The 21,761-nt window shown below is 59.4% G+C and carries 17 protein-coding genes; 11 read left to right on the top strand and 6 right to left on the bottom strand.

Annotation, left to right across the window (positions count from 1 at the left end):
• Nucleotides 1–72 precede the first annotated feature (72 nt).
• A complete protein-coding gene (locus tag B30_RS04190) occupies nucleotides 73–1,239 on the top strand; it encodes a benzoate/H(+) symporter BenE family transporter (protein ID WP_009570773.1) in 1,167 nt (388 codons plus the stop codon).
• A 44-nt stretch (nucleotides 1,240–1,283) separates the two neighbouring features.
• On the opposite strand, the gene B30_RS04185 is transcribed toward B30_RS04190, so the two are convergent.
• Nucleotides 1,284–4,727, bottom strand: coding sequence for a pyruvate carboxylase (locus tag B30_RS04185; RefSeq protein WP_009570772.1), 3,444 nt, complete (start codon nucleotides 4,725–4,727; stop codon nucleotides 1,284–1,286).
• Between the two features lie 340 nt (nucleotides 4,728–5,067).
• Complete coding sequence (locus B30_RS04180) at nucleotides 5,068–6,606, bottom strand: MDR family MFS transporter (protein WP_009570771.1); 1,539 nt, start codon at nucleotides 6,604–6,606, stop codon at nucleotides 5,068–5,070.
• A 166-nt stretch (nucleotides 6,607–6,772) separates the two neighbouring features.
• Here B30_RS04180 and B30_RS21265 point away from each other — a divergent pair, with 166 nt between their 5' ends.
• Nucleotides 6,773–7,378 (top strand): MarR family winged helix-turn-helix transcriptional regulator, encoded by a 606-nt coding sequence (locus B30_RS21265; protein ID WP_157789783.1) that lies wholly within the window; start codon nucleotides 6,773–6,775, stop codon nucleotides 7,376–7,378.
• Here B30_RS21265 and B30_RS04170 read toward each other — a convergent pair.
• Complete coding sequence (locus B30_RS04170) at nucleotides 7,375–7,773, bottom strand: ribbon-helix-helix domain-containing protein (protein WP_009570766.1); 399 nt, start codon at nucleotides 7,771–7,773, stop codon at nucleotides 7,375–7,377. The genes B30_RS21265 and B30_RS04170 overlap by 4 nt on opposite strands.
• Before the next feature lie 78 nt (nucleotides 7,774–7,851).
• Nucleotides 7,852–8,409, bottom strand: a complete 558-nt coding sequence (locus tag B30_RS04165) for a DJ-1/PfpI family protein (RefSeq protein WP_009570764.1) — start codon at nucleotides 8,407–8,409, stop codon at nucleotides 7,852–7,854.
• Nucleotides 8,410–8,580: 171 nt separating this feature from the next.
• Here B30_RS04165 and B30_RS04160 point away from each other — a divergent pair, with 171 nt between their 5' ends.
• On the top strand, nucleotides 8,581–11,088 hold the full coding sequence (locus B30_RS04160) for an ATP-dependent helicase (protein WP_009570763.1): 2,508 nt from the start codon (nucleotides 8,581–8,583) through the stop codon (nucleotides 11,086–11,088).
• 101 nt (nucleotides 11,089–11,189) lie between these two features.
• Nucleotides 11,190–12,353 (top strand): Hint domain-containing protein, encoded by a 1,164-nt coding sequence (locus B30_RS21260; RefSeq protein ID WP_009570762.1) that lies wholly within the window; start codon nucleotides 11,190–11,192, stop codon nucleotides 12,351–12,353.
• Between the two features lie 427 nt (nucleotides 12,354–12,780).
• On the opposite strand, the gene B30_RS04150 is transcribed toward B30_RS21260, so the two are convergent.
• Nucleotides 12,781–12,996, bottom strand: a complete 216-nt coding sequence (locus tag B30_RS04150) for a DUF1127 domain-containing protein (RefSeq protein WP_009570761.1) — start codon at nucleotides 12,994–12,996, stop codon at nucleotides 12,781–12,783.
• Nucleotides 12,997–13,338: 342 nt separating this feature from the next.
• Between B30_RS04150 and B30_RS04145 the strand changes: the two genes are divergently transcribed.
• Nucleotides 13,339–14,433 carry an Mrp/NBP35 family ATP-binding protein gene (locus B30_RS04145; protein ID WP_009570760.1) on the top strand — a complete coding sequence of 365 codons (1,095 nt, stop codon included), beginning with the start codon at nucleotides 13,339–13,341 and terminating at the stop codon, nucleotides 14,431–14,433.
• A gap of 294 nt (nucleotides 14,434–14,727) precedes the next feature.
• Here B30_RS04145 and B30_RS04140 read toward each other — a convergent pair whose 3' ends face one another.
• Complete coding sequence (locus B30_RS04140; protein ID WP_009570759.1) at nucleotides 14,728–14,970, bottom strand: hypothetical protein; 243 nt, start codon at nucleotides 14,968–14,970, stop codon at nucleotides 14,728–14,730.
• Between the two features lie 158 nt (nucleotides 14,971–15,128).
• On the opposite strand from B30_RS04140, the gene mraZ reads away from it, so the two are divergent.
• The 6 genes from mraZ (at nucleotide 15,129) to B30_RS04110 (ending at nucleotide 21,750) form a co-directional block, all read left to right on the top strand.
• Nucleotides 15,129–15,620, top strand: a complete 492-nt coding sequence (gene mraZ, locus B30_RS04135; protein ID WP_051130588.1) for a division/cell wall cluster transcriptional repressor MraZ — start codon at nucleotides 15,129–15,131, stop codon at nucleotides 15,618–15,620.
• A gap of 1 nt (nucleotide 15,621) precedes the next feature.
• Nucleotides 15,622–16,632: a 16S rRNA (cytosine(1402)-N(4))-methyltransferase RsmH gene (gene rsmH, locus B30_RS04130; RefSeq protein WP_009570757.1), complete on the top strand. Its 1,011-nt coding sequence runs from the start codon at nucleotides 15,622–15,624 to the stop codon at nucleotides 16,630–16,632.
• 13 nt (nucleotides 16,633–16,645) lie between these two features.
• Nucleotides 16,646–17,002 carry a cell division protein FtsL gene (ftsL, locus tag B30_RS04125; RefSeq protein WP_009570756.1) on the top strand — a complete coding sequence of 119 codons (357 nt, stop codon included), beginning with the start codon at nucleotides 16,646–16,648 and terminating at the stop codon, nucleotides 17,000–17,002.
• A complete protein-coding gene (locus tag B30_RS04120; RefSeq protein WP_009570755.1) occupies nucleotides 16,999–18,798 on the top strand; it encodes a peptidoglycan D,D-transpeptidase FtsI family protein in 1,800 nt (599 codons plus the stop codon). The genes ftsL and B30_RS04120 overlap by 4 nt, the downstream gene beginning before the upstream one ends.
• A 79-nt stretch (nucleotides 18,799–18,877) precedes the next feature.
• Nucleotides 18,878–20,350, top strand: a complete 1,473-nt coding sequence (locus B30_RS04115; protein ID WP_009570754.1) for a UDP-N-acetylmuramoyl-L-alanyl-D-glutamate--2,6-diaminopimelate ligase — start codon at nucleotides 18,878–18,880, stop codon at nucleotides 20,348–20,350.
• Complete coding sequence (locus tag B30_RS04110) at nucleotides 20,347–21,750, top strand: UDP-N-acetylmuramoyl-tripeptide--D-alanyl-D-alanine ligase (RefSeq protein ID WP_009570753.1); 1,404 nt, start codon at nucleotides 20,347–20,349, stop codon at nucleotides 21,748–21,750. The genes B30_RS04115 and B30_RS04110 overlap by 4 nt, the downstream gene beginning before the upstream one ends.
• The last annotated feature ends 11 nt before the right edge of the window (nucleotides 21,751–21,761 follow it).

Below are 21,761 nucleotides of genomic sequence, written 5' to 3'. Positions count from 1 at the left end.
GCGTCCACAATACGGCGATGCAGTCCCCGACGCAAGCCCGCCGCAAAACTCCCGGTCAAAGGCACGATACCCATGTCAGGATTGAAACTCTCCCACCTCGTTTCCGGCGCCATTGCCGTGCTTTTGGGCTACACCAGCAGCGTCGCGATCATCTTTCAGGCCATTGATGTTTTGGGCCTCAGCCATGCGCAGGCCAGCAGTTGGATGTTGGCGCTGGGGCTGGGCATGGGCCTCTCGACCCTGATCCTCACCCTGCGCTACCGGATGCCGATCCTGACCGCATGGTCCACTCCGGGCGCAGCACTTTTGGTGCTCAGCCTGCAAGGGGTGCGCGTCGAGGAGGCCATCGGCGCCTTTCTGTTTTGTGGCGCGCTTTTGACCCTGACGGGTCTCACCGGATGGTTCGAAAAAGTCGCGCATCTCATCCCCGAAGCCATCGGCAGCGCCATGTTGGCGGGCATCCTGTTTCGCTTTGGGCTTGGGGTGTTTTCGTCGATGGAGGAGAACCTGCCGTTGGTGGTGCTGATGTGTGCGGTCTATCTGGCCGGGCGGCGCTGGTTTGCGCGGTTTGCCATTCCCTCGGTGCTTTTGGCGGGGATCGTGTTTTGTGCCCTCACCAGCGCGTTTGTCACCGACACCGCGTTTGAATTCTCCTTTGCCATGCCGGTGTTTACCCTGCCGTCCTTCTCGCCCTCGGCGCTGATTGGCATTGGCGTGCCACTTTATATCGTCACCATGAGCTCGCAAAACATGCCCGGCGTCGTCACGATGAAGGCGGCGGGCTACGCGTTGCCGGTGTCCTCCGCCATCACAGTGACCGGGCTGACCACGCTCATCCTCGCGCCGTTTGGCGGCTATGCCTTTAACCTGGCGGCGATCACGGCGGCAATTTGTGCCGGGCCTGAGGCGGACGACAATCCCGCAACCCGGTGGAAAGCGGCGATGGTCACCGGCGTGCTTTATTGCATGGTCGGCCTGATGGGCGCGGCGGTGATCAGCCTGTTTGTCATCGCGCCAAAAGCGCTTGTTGTCACCATCGCCGGGCTCGCGCTTTTGAACACGATCAGTGCAAGCCTGAGTGCGGCTCTGGCCGCGCCCGCGCATCGTGACGCCGCTTTGGTGACCTTTATGACCACCGTCTCAGGCATCAGTTTCATGAGCATTGGGGCGCCGGTTTGGGCGTTGCTGTTTGGGGCTTTGACCTCTCTGGCTTTGACCCGACGCAGCACCCGCGCATGAAAAAGCCCCGCCGGAGCGGGGCTTTTAAATGGGGTTTCAGAGACTTATTCGAATTCGACCAGTAAATCCTTGGCGTCGATCTGGCTTGCCGGGCTGACATTGACCGCCTTGATCACGCCGTCTTGGTCGGCATTGATCGAGGTCTCCATTTTCATCGCCTCGATGGTCAGGAGCACATCGCCCTTTTTGACCTTTTGTCCCGCGACCACGGCCACAGTGGCCACAACTCCCGGCATCGGCGCGCCGATGTGTTTGGGGTTGCCAAGTTCGGCCTTGGGTCGCGCGGTGGTGGTGGAGGCGGCGGAGCGGTCTTTGACGCGCACGGTGCGCGGCTGGCCGTTCAGTTCAAAGAACAGTTTGACCTCGCCCTTTTCATCCGGCTCGCCCAACGCCTGACAGCGGATTTCCAAGGTCACGCCGGGATCAATCGACACCGAAATCTCTTCGCCCATTTCCATGCCGTAGAAAAAGTTTTTCGTTGGCAGAGTGCGCACCGGACCGAATTGATCGTGGCGGTCCATGTAATCGGTGAAGACTTTCGGATACATCAGGTAGCCGTTGAGATCTTCGTCATCAATCACGCAGTCCTCAAATTTAGCGGCCAGCTCTGCGCGCGTCGCCTCGATATCCACCGGCGGCAGGTGTTTGCCGGGGCGTTCAAGGTTGGGTTTCTCTTTGCCCAGAACCTTTTTGAGGATCGCGTCGGGAAAGCCTTTCGGCGGCTGACCGAGGTTGCCCCGCATCATGTCGATCACCGACTCCGGGAAGGCCACGTCGTGTTTCGGGTCCTCGACCTGGGCACGTGTCAGGCCTTGGGAGACCATCATCAACGCCATGTCACCGACCACTTTCGAGGAGGGCGTGACCTTGACGATGTCTCCGAACATCATGTTCACATCGGCGTAGGCCTGGGCGACCTCATGCCATTTTTCCTCCAAACCCAGCGAGCGGGCCTGAGCTTTGAGGTTGGTGAACTGACCGCCGGGCATTTCGTGTAGATAGACCTCGGAAGCGGGGGCTTTGAGGCCGCTTTCAAACGCCGCATATTGGCCGCGCACCGCTTCCCAATAGTTGGACAGTTCGCGGATGGCGGAAATATCAAGTCCGGTGTCACGCTCGGTGAACCGTGTGGCCTCAACGATGGAGCCCAAACACGCCTGCGACGTGCCGCCCGAGAAGGCGTCCATTGCGGCGTCAATCGCATCGACGCCTGCGTCGGCTGCGGCCAAAATGGTCGCGGCGGCTGCCCCCGAGGTGTCGTGGGTATGGAAGTGGATCGGCAGGCCGACTTCTTCTTTCAGCGCCTTGACCAGAACCCGCGCCTGTGCCGGTTTCAACAGGCCCGCCATGTCTTTGAGACCCAACACATGCGCCCCCGCGGCCTTCAAATCCTTGCCCATCTGGACATAGTATTTCAGGTCGTATTTGGCCCGCGCGGGATCGAACAAATCACCCGTGTAACAGATCGTGCCTTCGCAGACCTTGCCAGACTCGATCACCGCATCCATCGCCACGCGCATGTTTTCGACCCAGTTGAGACTGTCGAACACACGGAACACATCGACGCCGGTTTCGGCCGCTTGTTTGACGAAGGACTGCACCACGTTGTCGGGATAGTTGGTGTAGCCAACGCCGTTTGAGGCGCGCAAAAGCATTTGCGTCATCAGGTTCGGCATCTTTTCGCGAATGTCGCGCAGGCGCTGCCACGGGCATTCCTGCAAGAACCGGTAGGCCACATCAAAGGTCGCGCCGCCCCAACATTCGACCGAAAACAGGCCCGGCAGATTGGCGGCATAGGCGGGGGCGGCGTTGATCATGTCGATCGAGCGCATCCGGGTGGCCAGCAGCGATTGGTGGCCATCGCGCATGGTGGTGTCGGTGATCAAAAGCTGCGGTTGCGCCAACATCCAATCGGCCACCGCTTGCGGGCCTTTTTCGTCCAAAAGCTGCCGCGTGCCGGGCACGGGCGTTTCCACCCGCAGGGCCGGGATCACTGGCTGGCGCGCATCGGCTGCGGGTTTGGCCCGGCCCAGGGTTTCGGGGTGGCCGTTGACCGTGATCTCCGAAAGATAGGTCAGGATTTTCGTGGCCCGGTCGCGGCGCGGTTTGAAATCAAACAGCGAGGGCGTCTCGTCAATAAACTTGGTGGTATATTCATTGCCGAGAAAAATCGGGTGTTTCAGCAGGTTTTCAACAAAGGCGATGTTGGTGGAGACGCCGCGAATACGGAATTCGCGCAGCGCCCGGTCCATCCGCGCAATCGCCGCTTCGGGTGTGGGCGCCCAAGCGGTCACTTTGGTGAGCAAACTGTCGTAATAGCGGGTGATCACCGCGCCGGAATAGGCCGTGCCGCCATCCAGACGGATGCCCATGCCGGTGGCCGAGCGGTAGGTGGTGATGCGGCCATAATCGGGGATGAAATTGTTCGTTGGGTCTTCGGTCGTGACCCGGCATTGCAGCGCGTGACCGTCGAGTTTCACGTCATATTGCGACGCCACACCCGTGGCCTCGACCAAGGATTTGCCCTCGGCAATCAGAATCTGTGCCCGCACGATGTCGATGCCCGTGACCTCTTCGGTCACCGTGTGTTCGACCTGCACGCGCGGGTTGACCTCGATGAAATAGAATTTGCCCGTGTCCATATCCATCAGGAATTCGACCGTGCCGGCGCATTCGTAATTCACATGCTCACAGATGCGTTTGCCGAGGTTACAAATCTCTTCGCGCTGGGTCTCAGAGAGGTAGGGGGCGGGGGCGCGTTCGACGACCTTTTGGTTGCGGCGCTGGACCGAACAATCGCGCTCATAGAGGTGATAAATGTTGCCTTGGCTGTCGCCCAGTATTTGCACCTCGACGTGGCGCGCCCGGATGATCATCTTTTCCAGATAACCTTCGCCATTGCCAAAGGCCGATACGGCCTCGCGGCGACCCTCTTTTACTTTTTCTTCAAGCTCTTCGGCGTTCATGATCGGACGCATGCCGCGCCCGCCGCCGCCCCAAGAGGCCTTGAGCATCAAGGGAAAGCCGATCTCGGTCGCCTCTTTGCGGATCGCGTCCCAATCGTCGCCCAACACATCCGTTGCCGGGATCACCGGCACGCCTGCCTTGATCGCGACTTTGCGCGCGCTGGCCTTGTCGCCCAATTGGCGCATGGTTTTGGCTTTGGGGCCGATGAAGGTGATCCCCGCTTCGGTACAGGCATCGACGAAATCGGGGTTTTCGGACAAGAGGCCATAGCCGGGGTGGATCGCATCCGCGCCAGACAATTTGGCGACGCGGATGATTTCCTCGATGGAGAGATAGGCGGCAACAGGCCCCATGCCTTCACCGATTTTATAGGCCTCGTCGGCCTTGAACCGGTGCAGCGACAACTTGTCCTCTTCGGCGTAGATGGCGACCGTGCGTTTGCCCATTTCATTGGCGGCGCGCATGACGCGGATCGCGATCTCCCCCCGGTTGGCTATCAGGACTTTTTTGAAGTTCGCCATCTCGCAGTCTCCCCTGTGACGCTGAAATTTTCATCAGGTTAGGGATTTCTGCAGTGCAGTAAATCCCCAAAACAACGGATGGTCGCCGAGGCATTGGAAACAGGTGTTCAAAAGCTGCACAAAGGTGCCGTAACTGGATGTGCCGGTATGATAATTTGCAGGTTAGCAAAATATATTCAGCTCATTAGCAAATAAGGTCTGCGAAGGTGCCGTATTTTGCAAACCTGCCATTTGATCAGATTTTGCAGGGCAAAGAAGGGGGAATCGCTGCCCCAAAGAGATGAAAAATTCCCCCTTTGGGGCTAGGGTTTAGGTTCGGTCTGCGACCCCGTCTTCGCGCCTAGCTTTGGCGCGAGGTCAGGGGGATTTCTTTTAGCAAAAAGGCGATGAGCAAGCCACCTGCGGAGACCCCGGCGGCGATCCAATAGACTGGGTGCAGCGCCACCGAAACCGTATCGGCCACCAGTTCCCGGGCCTCAACGGAAAGGCCTGCGAGCACCTGCGGCCCCAGCTCGGCGACATTGGCTAGGCCTTCCACAGGCGCCCCGCCCATCAGGTGCGCCATCCGCGTGGCAAAGAGCGCCCCAAACAGGGCCACAGCAATCGAGGCCCCGACTTGGCGAAACATCAACCCGGCGGCGGTGGCCGTACCGATTTGTTGGCGCGGCACGGCGTTTTGCACCGCGGTGGTGACCACCGGGAAGATGCAGCCCATGCCCGCGCCAAGCCCGACCAGCGCCGCCCATAACACGGGGGCGGGCAGGGTCGGAGACAGCCGGGTCAGGATCAAAAGCGCCACGGTGGTGAGGCTCAGACCGATCAGCGGCAGGATGCGGTAGCGCCCGGTGCGGCCCATATACTGGCCCGCAATTGTTGAGGCCGAAAGGATGCCAAAGGTCATCGGGATCAGTTGCAGACCGGAGCTTGTGGCGGTCGCCCCTTGTGCCATTTGCAAAAAGACGGGGATGAACGTCAAAGCCCCAAACATCAGTGCGCCGGAGACGAATGAGATCGCTGAGGTCACGGCAAAGGTGTTCATCGAGAACAGTTGCAATGGCAAAATCGGTTCTTCGGCTTGCCGTTCGATGGCAATAAAACCGAGCACGGAGAAGACAAACAGAGCCATCAAGCTCAGGCCAAACGGGCCGGTCAGATCAAATTCCTTGCCGCCCAGTGCGGTGAGCAAGACGATGGAGGACAGAGCCAAGGTCAAAGCCGCAGCCCCCGCATAGTCGATTTTATGGCTGACGCGGTCGGGGTGGGCTTTGAAGCCAAAGACAAAGCCTGCGAGCGCCAAAAGGCCGAAGGGCAGGTTGATGAAGAAAATCCAGTGCCAGGAGAGCGCATCGACAAACCAGCCGCCCAACAGCGGACCGGCGACGGAGGAAATGCCGAAGACGCCGGCAAAGACGCCTTGGATTTTGCCGCGTTCTTTTGGCGGGATCACATCGCCAATGATCGAGAGGGCGAGCACGAAAAGACCGCCGCCCCCCAGGCCTTGTATCGCGCGGGCACCGATCAAAAAGCCCATGGAGCCGGACAGGCCACAGAGCACCGAGCCGGTGAGAAAGAGCGACACCGAGACAAAGACCATGTTACGCCGACCATAAAGGTCGCCAAGTTTGCCATAAAGCGGCGCGACGATGGTGGAGGCGAGGATATAGGCAGTGACCACCCAAGAGAGGTGATCGAGGCCGCCAAGGTCGGCAACAATGGTGGGAAGCGCGGTTGAGACGATGGTTTGATCAAGTGCTGCCAGCAACAACAGCACCGCCACGGAGGCAATGACAAGGCGGACAGAGCTGTGTTCATCCGCCGTATTGGAGGCGGGTTCTGTGAGGGGCGGGGTGTGCGATTGCGACATGTGCGATTGCGACATGGGAACTCCTTTTGACCCGTCGCCCTCCGCGACTCGGGTGGGGCTGGGCTTTTGGCAGAGAGGTAGTGCGGATTCATTTATGTGTCAACATCACATAAATGCGACTATCACATAGTTGACATGCGCACATAAAAGTGCAATTCCACGCCGCATGACCGAGAATGCCATGACAGATACATCCAAACCCCGCTCCTTTGATCCCCGCATCCATGCGGGCATCCCACAATTCCTTGAAGACAAAGGGTTTAGTCCCGATGCCTCTGAGGCGCTTTTGCAATTGGATATGGCGTTGTTTCAATGGCGACGCATGGCCGAGAAGGGCGAATTCAAGGGCAAGGTGTTGGAGGGCGTGACCGAGACATTGGAGCCGGCGCTGCTTCAGGGACTGTTGTCCATTGCGCAATTGTCCGCCGGCATCGGTCGCACCGAGCCGGTTCAGCCGACCATCGGCATGGTCGCCGAAGTGATGGCCGTGGACCCGTCTCGCGCTTCTCGGATTGTGTCCGAACTGGTGTCTCGCGGGTTTGTCGAACGCCGTGCGGCGCAAGAAGACGCGCGGCGCTCGGTTTTGGCGGTCACACCGAAGTCGCGCACATTTTTGGGCGAATTCACCCTGTCGAAATGGCGCATTCTCTCCGAGGTGTTCGAGGGGTGGGAGGGCGAAGACATCGCCACGTTTTCGCGCCTGTTTGCGCGCTATGTCTCGGGCCTTGTGGGGGTTGTGTCCGGCGGACAAGAGCCCACGCAGGATGCGGTTAAACCCAAAGTTTAGTTGATTTTCTCGGGCCGGGTCAGCGGGGCGGGCGTGATGCCCGACATCGCACGTCGCGCGGCTTCGCGGGCCAAGATCGCCCGCGCCGGGCTGGCGGCGATCGGTCGGCTGAGATCAGACGAAATTTCGCCCAGTGCGATCAACGCATGGTAGCGGGAACAACACACGCGCAAAAACGAGGTGAAATTGCCCAAATCGTGATCGGCATCCATCGCCTCATGCCACAGTTTGGTGATCAACTGTGCCAGCGAGAGACCATCGCGTGCGCCGATCTCTTCGAGGGTTTCCCAAAAATGCGTCTCGATCCGAATGGAGGTCGCCACCCCATCAATGCGCAGGCTCCGGGTCCGGCTTTGCCAAAGCATTGGGTCCGCGCCAATGAAAAGTTCACACATCTCAGGTCCTCCCTCCTGTTTGGTGATGCTCGCGTGCTGATCGGCGGCGACACACAGGCCCCCGCCGATCCCTCGATCTTACAGCAATTTCATAAACTGCGCGAGCCAGTCAGGATGGGCGGGCCACGCGGGCGCGGTGACCAGATTGCCGTCGGTGACGGCGGCGCTCACCGCGATGTCGGCATAGGTGCCCCCGGCGGCTGTGACCTCAAAGGAACAGGCGGGATAGGCGGAACAGGTCCGATCTTTCAACACACCGGCCGCGGCCAAAAGCTGTGCGCCATGACAGATTGAGGCCACGGGTTTGTTGGCCTCAAAGAAATGCCGGATCATGTCCAGCACCGAGGCATCAAGGCGCAAATACTCCGGCGCCCGTCCGCCCGGAATGACCAAAGCATCGTAATCGGACGCGTTAATCTCCGCATAGGTTGCGGTCAGCGCAAAGTTGTGACCGGGCTTTTCCGTATAGGTCTGATCGCCCTCAAAGTCGTGGATTGCGGTTTTCACCGTCTCTCCGGCGGCTTTGCCGGGGCATACTGCGTCCACCGTATGTCCGCAGGCCAAAAGGCACTGGAACGGCACCATGGTTTCGTAGTCTTCGGTGAAATCCCCTGTGATCATGAGAATTTTGGCCATCGTCTCTCCTCCCGTGACTGTCAATGTCGTGCGATCAGCCTAGGTCAGAGCGGGCGGGCGTGGGTGTTATGGGGATACTACGGTGGGGCGCGCTGGAAAGATGTCCGTTGTGATGAGAACATATAAAGAACGTGCTTTTCCTTGGCGCGGCTCTTCTGTATCCTCATGCGCATGAGCAGTTTCAATGAAGATGACGCCTTCGAGGCGGCCGTCACCCGCCCCGCCGCTGGCCCGTCCTCGGGTCAATCCCTGTCGCAACTGGCGATGCAGGGGGCCATGGGTGCGCGTCCCATGGATTATCTGGACGGTCTCAACCCCGCCCAACGGGCCGCTGTTGAGGCCTTGGACGGTCCCGTCCTGATGCTCGCGGGCGCGGGCACCGGCAAGACCAAGGCGCTGACCGCCCGCATCGCGCATCTTTTGAACACCGGCCGCGCCCGTCCGAACGAAATCTTGGCTGTGACCTTTACCAACAAGGCGGCGCGCGAGATGAAAGAGCGCGTGGCCGGGTTGATGGGCCACACGATTGAGGGGATGCCATGGCTTGGCACCTTCCACTCGGTCTGTGTCAAACTGCTGCGCCGTCATGCCGAACTGGTTGGGTTGAAATCGAATTTTACGATTTTGGACACGGATGATCAGGTCCGTTTGATGAAGCAACTGATCGTTGCGTCGGGCATGGACGAAAAGCGCTGGCCCGCACGGCAGTTGGCCGGAATCATCGACGGATGGAAAAACCGCGCGCTGACGCCGAAGACCCTGCCGGGGTCGGAAGCGGCGGCGTTTAATGATCGCGGTCCGAAATTATACGCCCAATACCAAGAGCGCCTTCAAACCCTCAATGCGGTGGATTTCGGCGATCTCCTCCTGCATATGGTGACGATTTTCCAAAGCCACCCGGATCTGTTGGAGCAATATCAGCGTTGGTTCAAATACATCCTCGTGGACGAGTACCAAGATACCAACATCGCGCAATATCTGTGGCTGCGGCTTTTGGCGGGCGGACATAAAAACATCTGTTGCGTTGGCGATGACGATCAGTCGATCTATGGCTGGCGCGGGGCCGAAGTGGGCAATATCCTTCGGTTTGAAAAGGATTTTCCCGGCGCCAAAGTCGTGCGTCTGGAACAAAACTACCGCTCCACGCCGCATATTCTGGCCGCCGCCTCGTCGGTGATCGCGGGCAATCGGGACCGCCTTGGCAAAGAGCTTTGGACCGCCGAGACCGAGGGCGAAAAGGTGCGCCTTATCGGCCATTGGGACGGCGAAGAAGAGGCGCGCTGGGTCGGGGAAGAGATCGAGGCGATGCATGGCGGCTCGCGCTCCCGGTTGCGGCAATTCTCCCTCGACGAGATGGCCATCCTCGTGCGTGCCTCGCATCAAATGCGCGCCTTTGAGGATCGGTTTTTGTCCATCGGTCTGCCGTACCGGGTCATTGGTGGGCCGCGATTCTATGAGCGGATGGAGATCCGCGATGCGATGGCCTATTTCCGCGTGGTGATTTCGCCCGAGGACGATCTGGCCTTTGAGCGCATCATCAACACGCCCAAACGTGGGGTGGGCGATAAGGCTTTGCAGGACATCCAAATCGCGGCGCGCTCGAATGGTGTGAACCTTGTCGAAGGCGCGCGAATCGCCATCGCCGATGGGCTGCTCAAGGGCAAAGCCAAGTCTGGTGTCGCGGGGCTTTTGGCCGATCTCGACCGCTGGTCCGGGCTTTGCGCGCAACAAATCCGTTACCCCGGCGTGGCCGATGAGGACGCGGTGGTGGAGGACGTGAGTTATGAACCCGCCGAGATCAGCCACATTGAACTGGCCGAAATGATCTTGGATGAATCCGGCTACACCGCCATGTGGCAAAACGACAAAACGCCGGAGGCGCCGGGGCGGCTTGAGAACCTCAAGGAACTCGTCAAGGCCTTGGAGCAATTTGATAATCTCGCCGGGTTCTTGGAACACGTCGCTCTGATCATGGACAATGATAGCGGCAAGGATGGCGAGAAAGTCACCATCATGACCCTGCACGGGGCCAAGGGGCTTGAGTTTCCTGTCGTGTTCCTGCCAGGGTGGGAAGAAGGGCTTTTCCCATCACAGCGTTCGATGGATGAAAGCGGCCTCAAGGGGCTCGAAGAAGAGCGCCGTCTGGCCTATGTCGGCATCACCCGCGCCGAGGAACTTTGCACCATCACCTTTGCCGCCAACCGGCGCGTTTATGGCCAATGGCAATCGCAACTGGCCTCGCGGTTTATCGACGAATTGCCGGTCGATCATGTGGACGTCATGACGCCTTCGGGGCTGTCAAACACGCCGGGCGGCTTTGGCTCGATGGGCGGACATCGGGACGATGACCTGCCGCGTGCCTCCTTTCATGATCGCGTGTCCAATGCCGATGCCTATGAGTCCCCCGGCTGGCGACGGATGCAGAGCCGCGGCCAGCAGGCCAAAGCCGGACAACGCGGCGTGGCGCAATCCATCGGCAAACATCCCACCGTGATCGATGCAAAAGCCGTTGTTGCCTTTGCCATTGGCGACCGGGTGTTCCACAAAAAATTCGGCTATGGCGAGGTGATGGAGATCGAGGGCGACAAGCTTGCCATTGAGTTCGATCATTCCGGTTTGAAAAAGCTGGTGGCGGGCTTTGTCTTGCCCGCTGAAAAGGCCTCTGATGTGCCATTTTGAACCGCCATTTTGAACCGCATTGGCCGCGATATGCGTTAGAATTATCTGGATTTTAACCGTGCTGACTTAGCGTTCTGTCATCCACAGCGGGTGACAGGACGATGACGATAACCATCACTGCAATCGACAGCCAATTTGCGGCGTCAACCGGGTCGAACGTGAATTCGTCGCCGGGTCATTCGAAATTTGACTACCCGCCCACCTCGACCAATAGCCTGATCATCGAATCGCAACCGGGTGATGACAGCCCGTTCATCTTTTCCCCCGGCGACACTTATACGTTGACCTTTTCAGGGCAGGGTGGCGATACCATCGAAAATGCGACGGTCGTTCGATCCGACTATATCAATTATGACGGCGACGAAGGATTTGCCGTGGTGTTTGAAGGCTATGACAGCAACGGCGATCTGACCCAAGTGGTCTGGACCCCCGAATTTGATCTTGAAACATGGTATTTCAACCATTTCGTGGGCGGACAACCGCCTGAATTTTATAATACCGATATAAATTCGGCCACCACCTATCAAGCTGTGTGTTTCGAGGCCTCCATGCCGATCGACACCCCGTCCGGGCCGATGCCTGTGGCGCACATTCGCCCCGGTGATTGGGTTTTGACCCATGATCATGGCCCGCAAGAGGTGCGTTGGGTCGCGGCCCGCGACGTGCGCGGATGGGGGCGCCATGCGCCCGTGGTGTTTGAACCCGGTGCGATTGGGAATTCTGGCCCGCTTTGTGTCAGTCAACATCACCGGGTGCTGGTGCAGGGTGACGAGCTGGTGCAAAAACACGGTGTTTCTCAGGCGCTATTGCCAGCGGTTTCCTTCGTAGACGGCACCCAAGTGCGGCTGCGACCGCGGGACAGTATCACCTATGTACATCTGTTGTTTACGCGTCATGAGTTGATTTCCTGTCAGGACGTGGTGTGTGAAAGCCTTTATCTTGGTCAAGTGGCCTGCGAGGTTATGGATACAGCATCTGTCACGCCAAAAGGCGCGCCTGAAAGTGGTGCGGCTGAAACTCTGATGGGGGTTTTGGGCCTGTCAGGCGCGCAAACTCCGGCCCGACGGTTTTTGTCTGTGCGAGAGGGGCACGCGCTTTTGGCGCAGATTTCGGGCCATATCAGACAGAAACCAAAACTGTTCTTGTCGCCGGGGCGCAAGCACAGCCGGCCTTATCATTTGGATCTGTTGAAGGGGCCGGGACGGGCGGGCGGAGGTTTGCCCGCGTTTGAGAGTGTGACAGAGTCGGACGCGCTCCACGTCTAAAGCCTTTTTGCCGAGCCAGGAAAAGCGCAAACGGCGCTCATCCGACATTTCAAAATTCCAAAGGCCAGACATGAAAACACCCGCGCCAGGGAGGAGGAGGGCGCGGGTGTCTCGGTATGCGGGCCACGAGGGAGGAGATGGACCCGTATCAGAAAGAAATGCGGCGGTGTCAGGGAGGAGGAAGACACCGCCGCCTTCAGTAACGGCCCCTCAGGGAGGAGGAAGAGAGACCGCATATCGAGGGCTTTCGCCCGGTATAGGTGCGACGATGCAGGGAGGAGGAAGCATCGCCGCTCTGGTCTTTGGGGTCCAAGGGAGGAGGAAGAACCCCAAATTCCGGTATCTGCGCGGCGACGTCAGGGAGGAGGAGAGACGCCGCCGCTTTTATCAGGGCCCAGGGAGGAGGAAGGGCCGTGATGTCGTAAACTTATTTGCCGTAAGCGGCCTCGTAGGCCACAGCGTTAATCGATGCGCGGGACATGCCCAGATCGGCCAGATCACGGTCGGTCAGACCGGACAGCTCGAGCACTGTTTCGCGGTAGACTTTGTAGCGTGCGAACCGTTCTGCCAAAGATTTGAACAGACCGCCGAAAGAAGCGGAGGAGGCCGGTGCGGCGCTGCGAATGTCGTTTGCGTAAGTCATGTGACTTTAACCTTAGTATGCGTTCGGGCAATTTGCCCGGAGTGAGTGCGATCTGACTTTGGCCGGTCCCGCTTTGCGAACCACCCTGCGGGGCTGGTTTAAAGCGGTTTGGGCTTTGGCGCTGTCGCTCGTTGCTTGAGTACAATTTGGGGGAATTGCTGCGAATGCACAATCCCTTGCCTCGTCAATGCTGCCATGCAGAAAATGCATGACCCATGCTGACCTATTTACACGTCAGGATTGCACGGCCAGTGGGGTGGGGCGAAAAGCGGCAGATTGAGTGGTGGAATTGGGTCAGCAAAGGGCCTATTTCGGAGGGAGAGCAAAAGAGGGATAAGATCTATGCCCGTAGAACACGACAGTATCATGACGGTCTTGAGGGGCATTGTTTTGCCTGATGGCACGAATCTCGTGGAGTCCGACCGTGTGCGCGCCCTGAATGTTGAGGGGGACGTGGTGCGTTTCGTTATTGAAGCCCCCGATGCGACTGCGGCGCGCGCCTGGTCCGGGGTTGAGGCCGAGGCCAAAGCACGGCTTGAGGCCTTGGAGGGGGTTGGCAAGGTCTCCATCGTGATGACTGCCCATGGTCCGGCGGGCTCTACACCGCCGCCCGCCGCGACTGGCAAGGAGCCGCCCAGCCTGAAAATTGGCCGCCACCCAACGCCGCAGCAAGGCAAGACCAAACCCGCTGGCGTCAAAAACGTCATCGCCATTGCCTCGGGCAAGGGCGGCGTGGGTAAGTCCACCGTTTCCGCCAACCTCGCCGTCGCTTTGGCCAAAATGGGCCGCAAGGTCGGGCTTTTGGATGCGGACATCTATGGCCCATCACAGCCGCGGATGATGGGGGTGAACAAACGTCCCGCGTCTCCTGATGGCGAAACCATCGAGCCTCTGCATGCCCATGGCGTCACCTTGATGTCGATCGGATTCATGATCCCGGATGGCGAGGCTGTGGTCTGGCGTGGCCCGATGTTGATGGGCGCGATGCAACAGATGTTGGGTCAGGTGGCTTGGGGCGAGCTGGATGTGCTTCTGATCGACATGCCGCCCGGCACCGGCGATGTACAGCTCACGCTGGGGCAAAAAACCGAGCTGACCGGCGCGCTTGTGGTCTCGACACCGCAGGATGTGGCCTTGATGGATGCGCGGCGCGGGATTTCGATGTTCAACAAATTGAACGTGCCGGTGCTGGGGCTGATCGAAAACATGTCGATGTATATCTGTCCGAACTGCGGCCATGAGGCGCATATTTTTGGCCATGGCGGCGTGGCGGAAGAGGCCGAAAAAATCGGTGTGCCGTTCTTGGCGCAATTGCCTTTGGCGCTTGAGGCGCGGATTGCGGGGGATGAGGGTGTGCCGATTGCCGCGACCGACAGTCCGCTGGCCGAACCCTATATGCAACTGGCGCAGCGCTTGGTTGCGGGTGGCATGGCCTGATCATCTCTTTCATGGGGTTTGACACGCGCGGGGCGAGGGCTCCGCGCGTTTTTGTTTGGGCTGCGCAGCCGCCTTTTGGGATTTCATGGGGGCGGTGGGATTTCATGGCACTTTTGGGAATTCAGGGCATTTCACGGGTGCCTTAGCTCAATTCATCCTCACGGCGAATCACTTGCCTGTGGATAACTCGGTGGAGTTTTGTGATTTCGCTGGGGGTATGTGGATTTTTTCGCTCCTCTGATCTGTGCGGCGGCGGCTTCCTTTTTGTCTATATGTAGTTAGATTGATCTGCTCTTAACCAATATGCGGTAAAGTACCTGTGATCTCGGGGTGCAACATCTGGTTTTCATCCAGCCCTGTGGGCAACATCTGGGGGCTGTGTGTAAGAAATCCATTGATTACCATGAATTCCCGTGGCAAGTTGAATGCATCAGATGAGACGGGAATGAGCGGCGCATTCAAGACCGCAAACAAAACCCCAAAGTCAGGTTTCATACAGGCCCCGCTTTCATCCGTACAAAGAGATTCGACGCGCATGCGAGCAGACATCCCCCCAGATGGCGCGCGCAGTCGGACAGCCCGGATACCGGGACGAGGGCGGCGGATCGAGCAGTGGCAGCAGCTCGGTCCGCCGTTTCGCATTCAAAGGCCCCGACATTGGGGTGGGACAGGTAAAGGAGCGCCGCGTGGCCGGCATGTTCATTGGCGAACACACCTTTAAGGTGGACGGAAAGGGACGCGTGTCGATCCCTGCCGATTTTCGTCGTGAACTCGAAGAGGGCGACCCCCTTGCCGCGCAATCCGGGCGCCCGCGCATGGTCATCGTCTATGGCCATGACAAACAAAAACAACTCATCGTGCACACCTATGACGGCTATCGCCGCCTTGCCGCCGATATTGCCGCGCTCCCACGCGGATCGGAAAAGCGCAAGATCATGGAGCGCATGATCCTCAACCGCGCCCGTCCGACCGAAGTCGATGCCGATGGCCGTTTGGTGTTGCCGCAGCCGTTGCGCGACAAGATCGAACTCGATGGTACCGCCTATTTCGCTGGGCTGGGCGAGACCTTTGAGATTTGGAAGCCCGAAACCCATGCCGCGGTTGATGCCGCTGTGACGGAAAAATGGCTGGAAGAGCAGGGGGATGATTTCGATCCTCTGAGTCTTTTGGACGATATGGGGGTCTGACATGACCACGGACATCCCTCCCGTCGCAGCACCTGACAAAAAGCCCCATATTCCCGTTCTGTTACGCCCGTTGCTGCGCGAATGCGCGCCGATCCATGGCCGTTGGTTGGATGGCACCTTTGGCGCGGGCGGCTATACCAAAGGCCTGATCGCCGAGGGTGCGGAGATGGTCTACGGTGTCGACCGCGATCCTTTGGCGCATGAGATGGCGCAAAGCTGGATCAATGAGCCGCCCTATGCGGGCAAGATCAAATTGGTCCTCGGCACGTTTTCCAAACTCGATGACTATGCCTCGGACCTCGACGGGGTGGTGTTGGATTTGGGCGTCTCGTCCATGCAGCTCGACATTGCCGAACGCGGTTTTTCGTTCATGCGCGACGGGCCGTTGGACATGCGCATGTCGCAAGACGGCATGACCGCGGCGGAGTTTGTCAACACGGCGGATGAGGGCGAAATCGCGGCGGTGCTGTTTCATTACGGCGAAGAAAAGCAGTCGCGTAAAATCGCCCGTGCCATTGTGAAGGATCGCACGGAAAAAGCGCCGTTTGAAACCACGTTGCAATTGGCGGGGCTGATCGAGCGGCTTTTGCCACGCAAGAAACCGGGTCAAAGCCACCCGGCGACACGCACGTTTCAGGCCATTCGCATTGCCGTGAACGACGAGTTCGGCGAGCTGATCGAAGGGTTAGAGGCGGCCGAACGCGCGCTCAAACCGGGCGGGCAATTGGCGGTTGTCAGTTTTCATTCGCTCGAAGACCGTGTTGTCAAACGGTTTTTGCAACAGAGAGCCTCGACGGGTGGGGGCGGCTCGCGCTATGCCCCGGTTCAAGAGGCGAAAACGCCCGGATTTGAGCAGTTGTCCAAAGCAATCGGTCCCGATGAAGACGAGTTGGTAGACAACCCGCGTGCCCGCTCGGCGCGGCTTCGGGTTGCGCGGCGCACGGATGCGCCGGCCCTCGATGTGGATCGGTCCGATTTGGGGCTACCGAAATCCGTAGTCAGTTCAAGGTGAGGCCCGGTGAGAGATGCGTAGCTTTTATTTTATCGTTTCTGCTCTGATGGTTATGGGGTTGGCCTTTTGGGCCTACCAGGAAAACTATGCGACGCAACAGGTGCTGCGTGATGTCAGCCAAATCCAACGTGAGATTGGTCATCAGCGCGAAGAATTGGCCGTGCTCAAGGCCGAATGGGCCTATCTGAATCGTCCCGAACGTCTGCGTGATCTGGCGGAGATCAACTTTGACCGGCTGGGTCTTTTGCCGTTTTTGCCCGAACAATTCGGTCGTGTCGATCAGATCAGCTTTCCGGTCAAAGAAGACCTTTTGTTGGAACTGAGCAATCCCGTCGATGTGGTGGGCTCTTTGGAGGTGATTGAGCCATGAGCATACGAACCCCTTTACGCCCTCTGGCCCGTGTTCTGTCTGCCCGCTCCAAAGGTGAAAACCCCGACGCGATCGAGCGCGAAAACCTGCGTTTGCGCCACGAAGAGATGCGCGACAGTTCGCGGTTGCGTGCCGAAGGGCGGCTTTTGGTGTTGGGTCTGTGTTTCGTCTCGGCTTTTGTTGTCGTCGGTCTCAAAATGGGGCAGGTCTCGGCCACTGTGCCCGAAGAACCGCGCGCCGAAGCCTCGGGCACACCGATCTTGGCACAGCGTGCCGATATTGTGGACCGCAACGGGCGCATTCTGGCCACCAACCGGGTGACCAATTCGCTTTACGCCCAACCGCAAGAGATGATCGACCCGGTGCATGCCGCACAAGAATTGGTGCGTATCTTTCCAGATCTTGATCAAGATCGGTTGATCCGAGATTTCACCGGCAAGCGTAAGTTCCTGTGGATCAAGAAAAAAATCGCCCCTGAACAACAACAGGCCGTGCATGACATCGGTGAGCCGGGACTGTTGTTTGGCCCGCGCGAAGAGCGGCTTTACCCCAATGGCAAATTGGCGGCGCATATTTTGGGCGGCACTAAATTTGGCCGCGAGGGCGTGATGAGTGCCGAGATCGTAGGCCAGTCCGGCATTGAAAAGGCGCGTGACAGCTATCTGAGCGATCCGTCGAATGGCGACAAACCGCTGCAATTGTCGATTGATCTGACGGTGCAATCGACCGTGCGCGAAGTGCTCTATGGCGGGATGCGGATGTTGGATGCCAAGGGTGCGGCCGCCGTGATGATGGACGCGCAGACCGGCGAGATCATCGCCATGGTGTCGCTGCCGGATTTCGACCCCAATTCACGCCCGACCTTTGCCGGGCAAAAAGACGGCGAAAACCCGCGGTTCAACCGTGCGGTGCAGGGGGTCTATGAGCTTGGCTCGACCTTTAAAATCTTTGCCGCCGCTCAGGCGATGGAAATCGGCATCGCCACCCCGGATACGTTGATTGAGGCCAAGCCGCCGTTTCGCTGGGGTAAATATACCATTGGCGAATTCGAGGGCCACAACTACGGGCCGATGTTGAGCCTCAATGACATGATCGTCAAATCCTCGAACGTGGCGACCGCGCATGTGGCACAGCAAATCGGGGTGGAGCGGCAACAGAGCTTTCTCAAATCGCTGGGGTTTTTCGAAGCCACCCCGGTGGAACTGTCCGAGGCCCCCTCGGGCAAGCCGCTTTTGCCGCCGCATTGGTCAGAGCTTTCGACACTCACCATCGGGTTCGGTCACGGTCTGTCGGCCTCGCCGTTGCATCTGGCCACCGCCTATGCCTCTGTGCTCAATGGCGGCACACGGGTGGAGCCGACCTTGATCAAGCGCACGGGTTTTACCCCCAAAGGCCCGCGCGTCGTGCGCGAAGAGGTCTCAATCGCGGCGCGGTCCATGCTACGCCAAGTGGTGTCAAACCCGGCTGGTACGGCCAGTTTTGCCGAGGTGCCGGGCTATCATGTCGCTGGCAAAACCGGCACGGCGAACAAGCCCAAACCGACGGGCGGCTATTATGACGACCGCAACATCAACACCTTTGCGTCGATCTTTCCGGCGGAAAACCCGAAATATGTGCTGATCGTGACCATGGATGAGGCCTCTGACACCTCAGGACCCAAACCGCGCCGCACTGCCGGTTGGACCGCCGTGCCGGTTGCCGCTGAGGTGATCCGTCGCACCGCGCCGTTGATGGGGCTGCGACCCGAGATTGAAACCGGTGCCCAAGCTGCGCTAACACTGACCGCATCACGTTAAAGCGTTTTGCTTTGATCCCGTTCGGGTCTTTATGCGGATCAAATCGAAACCAAAGTCGCAAAAAAGGGCGGGTGTTGCCATGATGAAAACGCTATCCGAGCTTGGATTGACCGCGCAGGGCGGGCGGGAGTGTACGATCACCGGCCTTTCTGTTGACAGTCGGCAGACCATGGAAGGGCATTTGTTCGCCGCTTTGCCCGGCGCGCGCGCGCATGGGGCGGAGTTTGTGCAAATTGCGTTGCGTATGGGCGCGCGGGCGATTTTGACCGATCCCGAAGGTGCGCGCATCGCGCAGGATGCGATCAAAGATCACGATCCCGCCTTGGTCGTTGTGGAAGACCCGCGTCAGGCGCTGGCCTATGCCGCAGCGCTTTATTATGGCCGCCAACCGGAGGTCATGGTGGCGGTCACCGGCACCAATGGCAAAACCTCGGTGGCGACCTTCACCCGGCAGATTTGGCAGATTTTGGGCATGCGCGCGATCAACATCGGCACCACCGGTGTCGAAGGCGATTGGCAGGCCCCAAGCCCGCACACCACGCCCGAACCGATCACTTTGCACCGGATGTTGTCGGAGGCCGCAAACGCGGGCGTCACCCATGGCGCGATGGAGGCGTCGAGCCACGGTCTGGCACAGCGCCGTTTGGATGGGGTCGGCTTGACGGCGGCGGCATTTACCAATTTCACCCAAGACCACCTGGATTATCACGCCACGTTCGAAGCCTATTTTGCCGCCAAAGCCGGGTTGTTTACGCGGATTTTGCCCGAAGACGGCGTGGCCGTGGTCAATATTGACGATGCGCGCGGGATGGAGATCGAGGGCCTCTGTGCTGAGCGCGGCATTGATGTGATGCGGGTTGGGCGTTCGGATGCTGCCGATCTGCGCGTCATGGGGCAACGCTTTGACCCGACGGGGCAGGACCTGCGCGTCGATTTCGTGGGCAATATCTATCAAATCCGGCTTGATCTGATTGGCGGATTTCAGGCCGAAAACGTCTTGGCTGCGGCGGGTTTGGTCATGGCCTCGGGCGCCGACCCGGAGGAAGTGTTTTCCTGTCTGCCCGAACTCACAGGCGTGCGCGGACGGATGCAACACGCGGCGACGCGCGGCAACGGCTCGGCGGTGTTTGTCGATTACGCCCATACGCCCGACGCGGTTGCCACCGCGATCCAGGCGCTGCGCCCGCATGTCATGGGCCGGATCATTGCCATCGTTGGTGCGGGTGGCGATCGGGATAAAACGAAACGCCCGTTGATGGGCCGCGCGGCACAAGAACACGCCGATCTGGTGATCATCACCGATGACAATCCCCGCTCCGAAGACCCCGCCGCGATCCGCGCCGAGGTCATGGCGGGCGCGCCCGATGCGATGGAAGTGGCGGATCGCGCCGAGGCGATCCTGCGCGGTGTCGATGCGTTGCAGCCCGGTGATGCCCTGTTGATTTGTGGCAAAGGCCATGAGAGCGGGCAGGTGATTGGCGACGATATTTTCCCGTTTGATGATGTTGAACAGGCATCGCTGGCGGTGTCTGCATTGGATGGCGCGCTGTGAACGGGGTTTTATGGACCTCGGATGAGGCGGTGGCGGCCACGGGCGGCCACGCCACGCAAGGTTTTGAGATCACAGGCATTTCGATTGACACCCGCACGATCCAGCCGGGGGATTTGTTCGTCGCTCTGGCCGATGTCCGCGACGGTCATGACTTTGTGGCGCAGGCTTTGGCCAAAGGCGCTGCGGCGGCTTTGGTGTCGCGCTTGCCCAAAGGCGTCACGGAGAATGCGCCGCTGTTGATTGTCAACGATGTTTTGCCCGCGCTCGAACGTCTGGGCGTTGCCGCCCGCGCCCGCGTGGCGGGCAAGGTGATTGGCGTCACCGGCTCGGTGGGCAAAACCTCGACGAAAGAAATGCTGCGCGCGATCCTCAGCCAACAGGGCAAAACCCACGCCGCCGAGGCCAGTTACAACAATCATTGGGGCGTGCCTTTGACCTTGGCGCGGATGCCGCGCGACACAGAATTTGCCGTGCTTGAGATCGGGATGAACCATCCCGGCGAGATTGCTCCTTTGGCCCGTATGGCGTGCCCCGATGTGGCGATGATCACCACGGTGGCCCCGGCGCATTTGGCGGCCTTCGAGAATATCGAAGGTATTGCCCATGAAAAGGCCGCGATCTTTGAGGGGCTGGAACCCAATGGCGTGGCGGTGATCAATGGTGATCTGGCTGTCACCGATATTTTGGCCGCGGCCTGGTCCGGCGACATGATCCGGTTTGGCGAAGACGAGGCCTGTGCCGCGCGGTTGATCTCTGTCGATCTTGAGGACGGGGCAACCTTGGCCCATGCGGAGATCGACACCCAAAGCCTCGACTTTCGCCTTTCCACCGCCGGTCGTCATTTTGCCGCCAATGCGGTGGGATGTTTGGCCGTGGTCTATGCGCTTGGCGCAGATGTGGCACAGGCGGCACGGGATTTGACGCTTTGGGCCCCGCCTGCGGGCCGGGGCGCGCGCGAAACGGTAGGCTTGCCGATGGGCGCGCCGATTGAATTGATTGACGACGCGTTCAACGCCAACCCAACCTCGATGGGCGCAGCGCTTGAGGTCTTGGCCAAAGCCACGCCCAATACAGGCGGGCGGCGGGTGGCGATTTTGGGCGATATGTTGGAATTGGGTCCGCAAGAAACGGCGATCCACAAAGGCCTCGCCACTCTGCCATGGTTTGCAGTGATCAACGTGGTGCATTGTGTCGGGCCGCTGATGCGCGGACTGTATGAGGCCTTGCCAGAGGCGCGGCGTGGTGCGTGGTTTGAGACCGCGACAGAGGCGCGTGAGGCGCTCAACACCTTGGTTGGGCCGGGCGATGTCGTCCTGATCAAAGGCTCGAAAGGCGCAAAAGTCAGCCTACTGGTTGACGCGCTGCGCAAATTGGGGCACGGCCTGCCCAACGACGCATAAGAGGTAAACAC

Source organism: Celeribacter baekdonensis B30 (assembly GCF_000299875.1).
In the GTDB taxonomy this organism is placed as follows: Bacteria; Pseudomonadota; Alphaproteobacteria; order Rhodobacterales; family Rhodobacteraceae; genus Celeribacter; species Celeribacter baekdonensis_A.
Note: the sequence above shows the minus strand (reverse complement) of the source record. Positions and strands in the feature narration are given on the sequence as shown.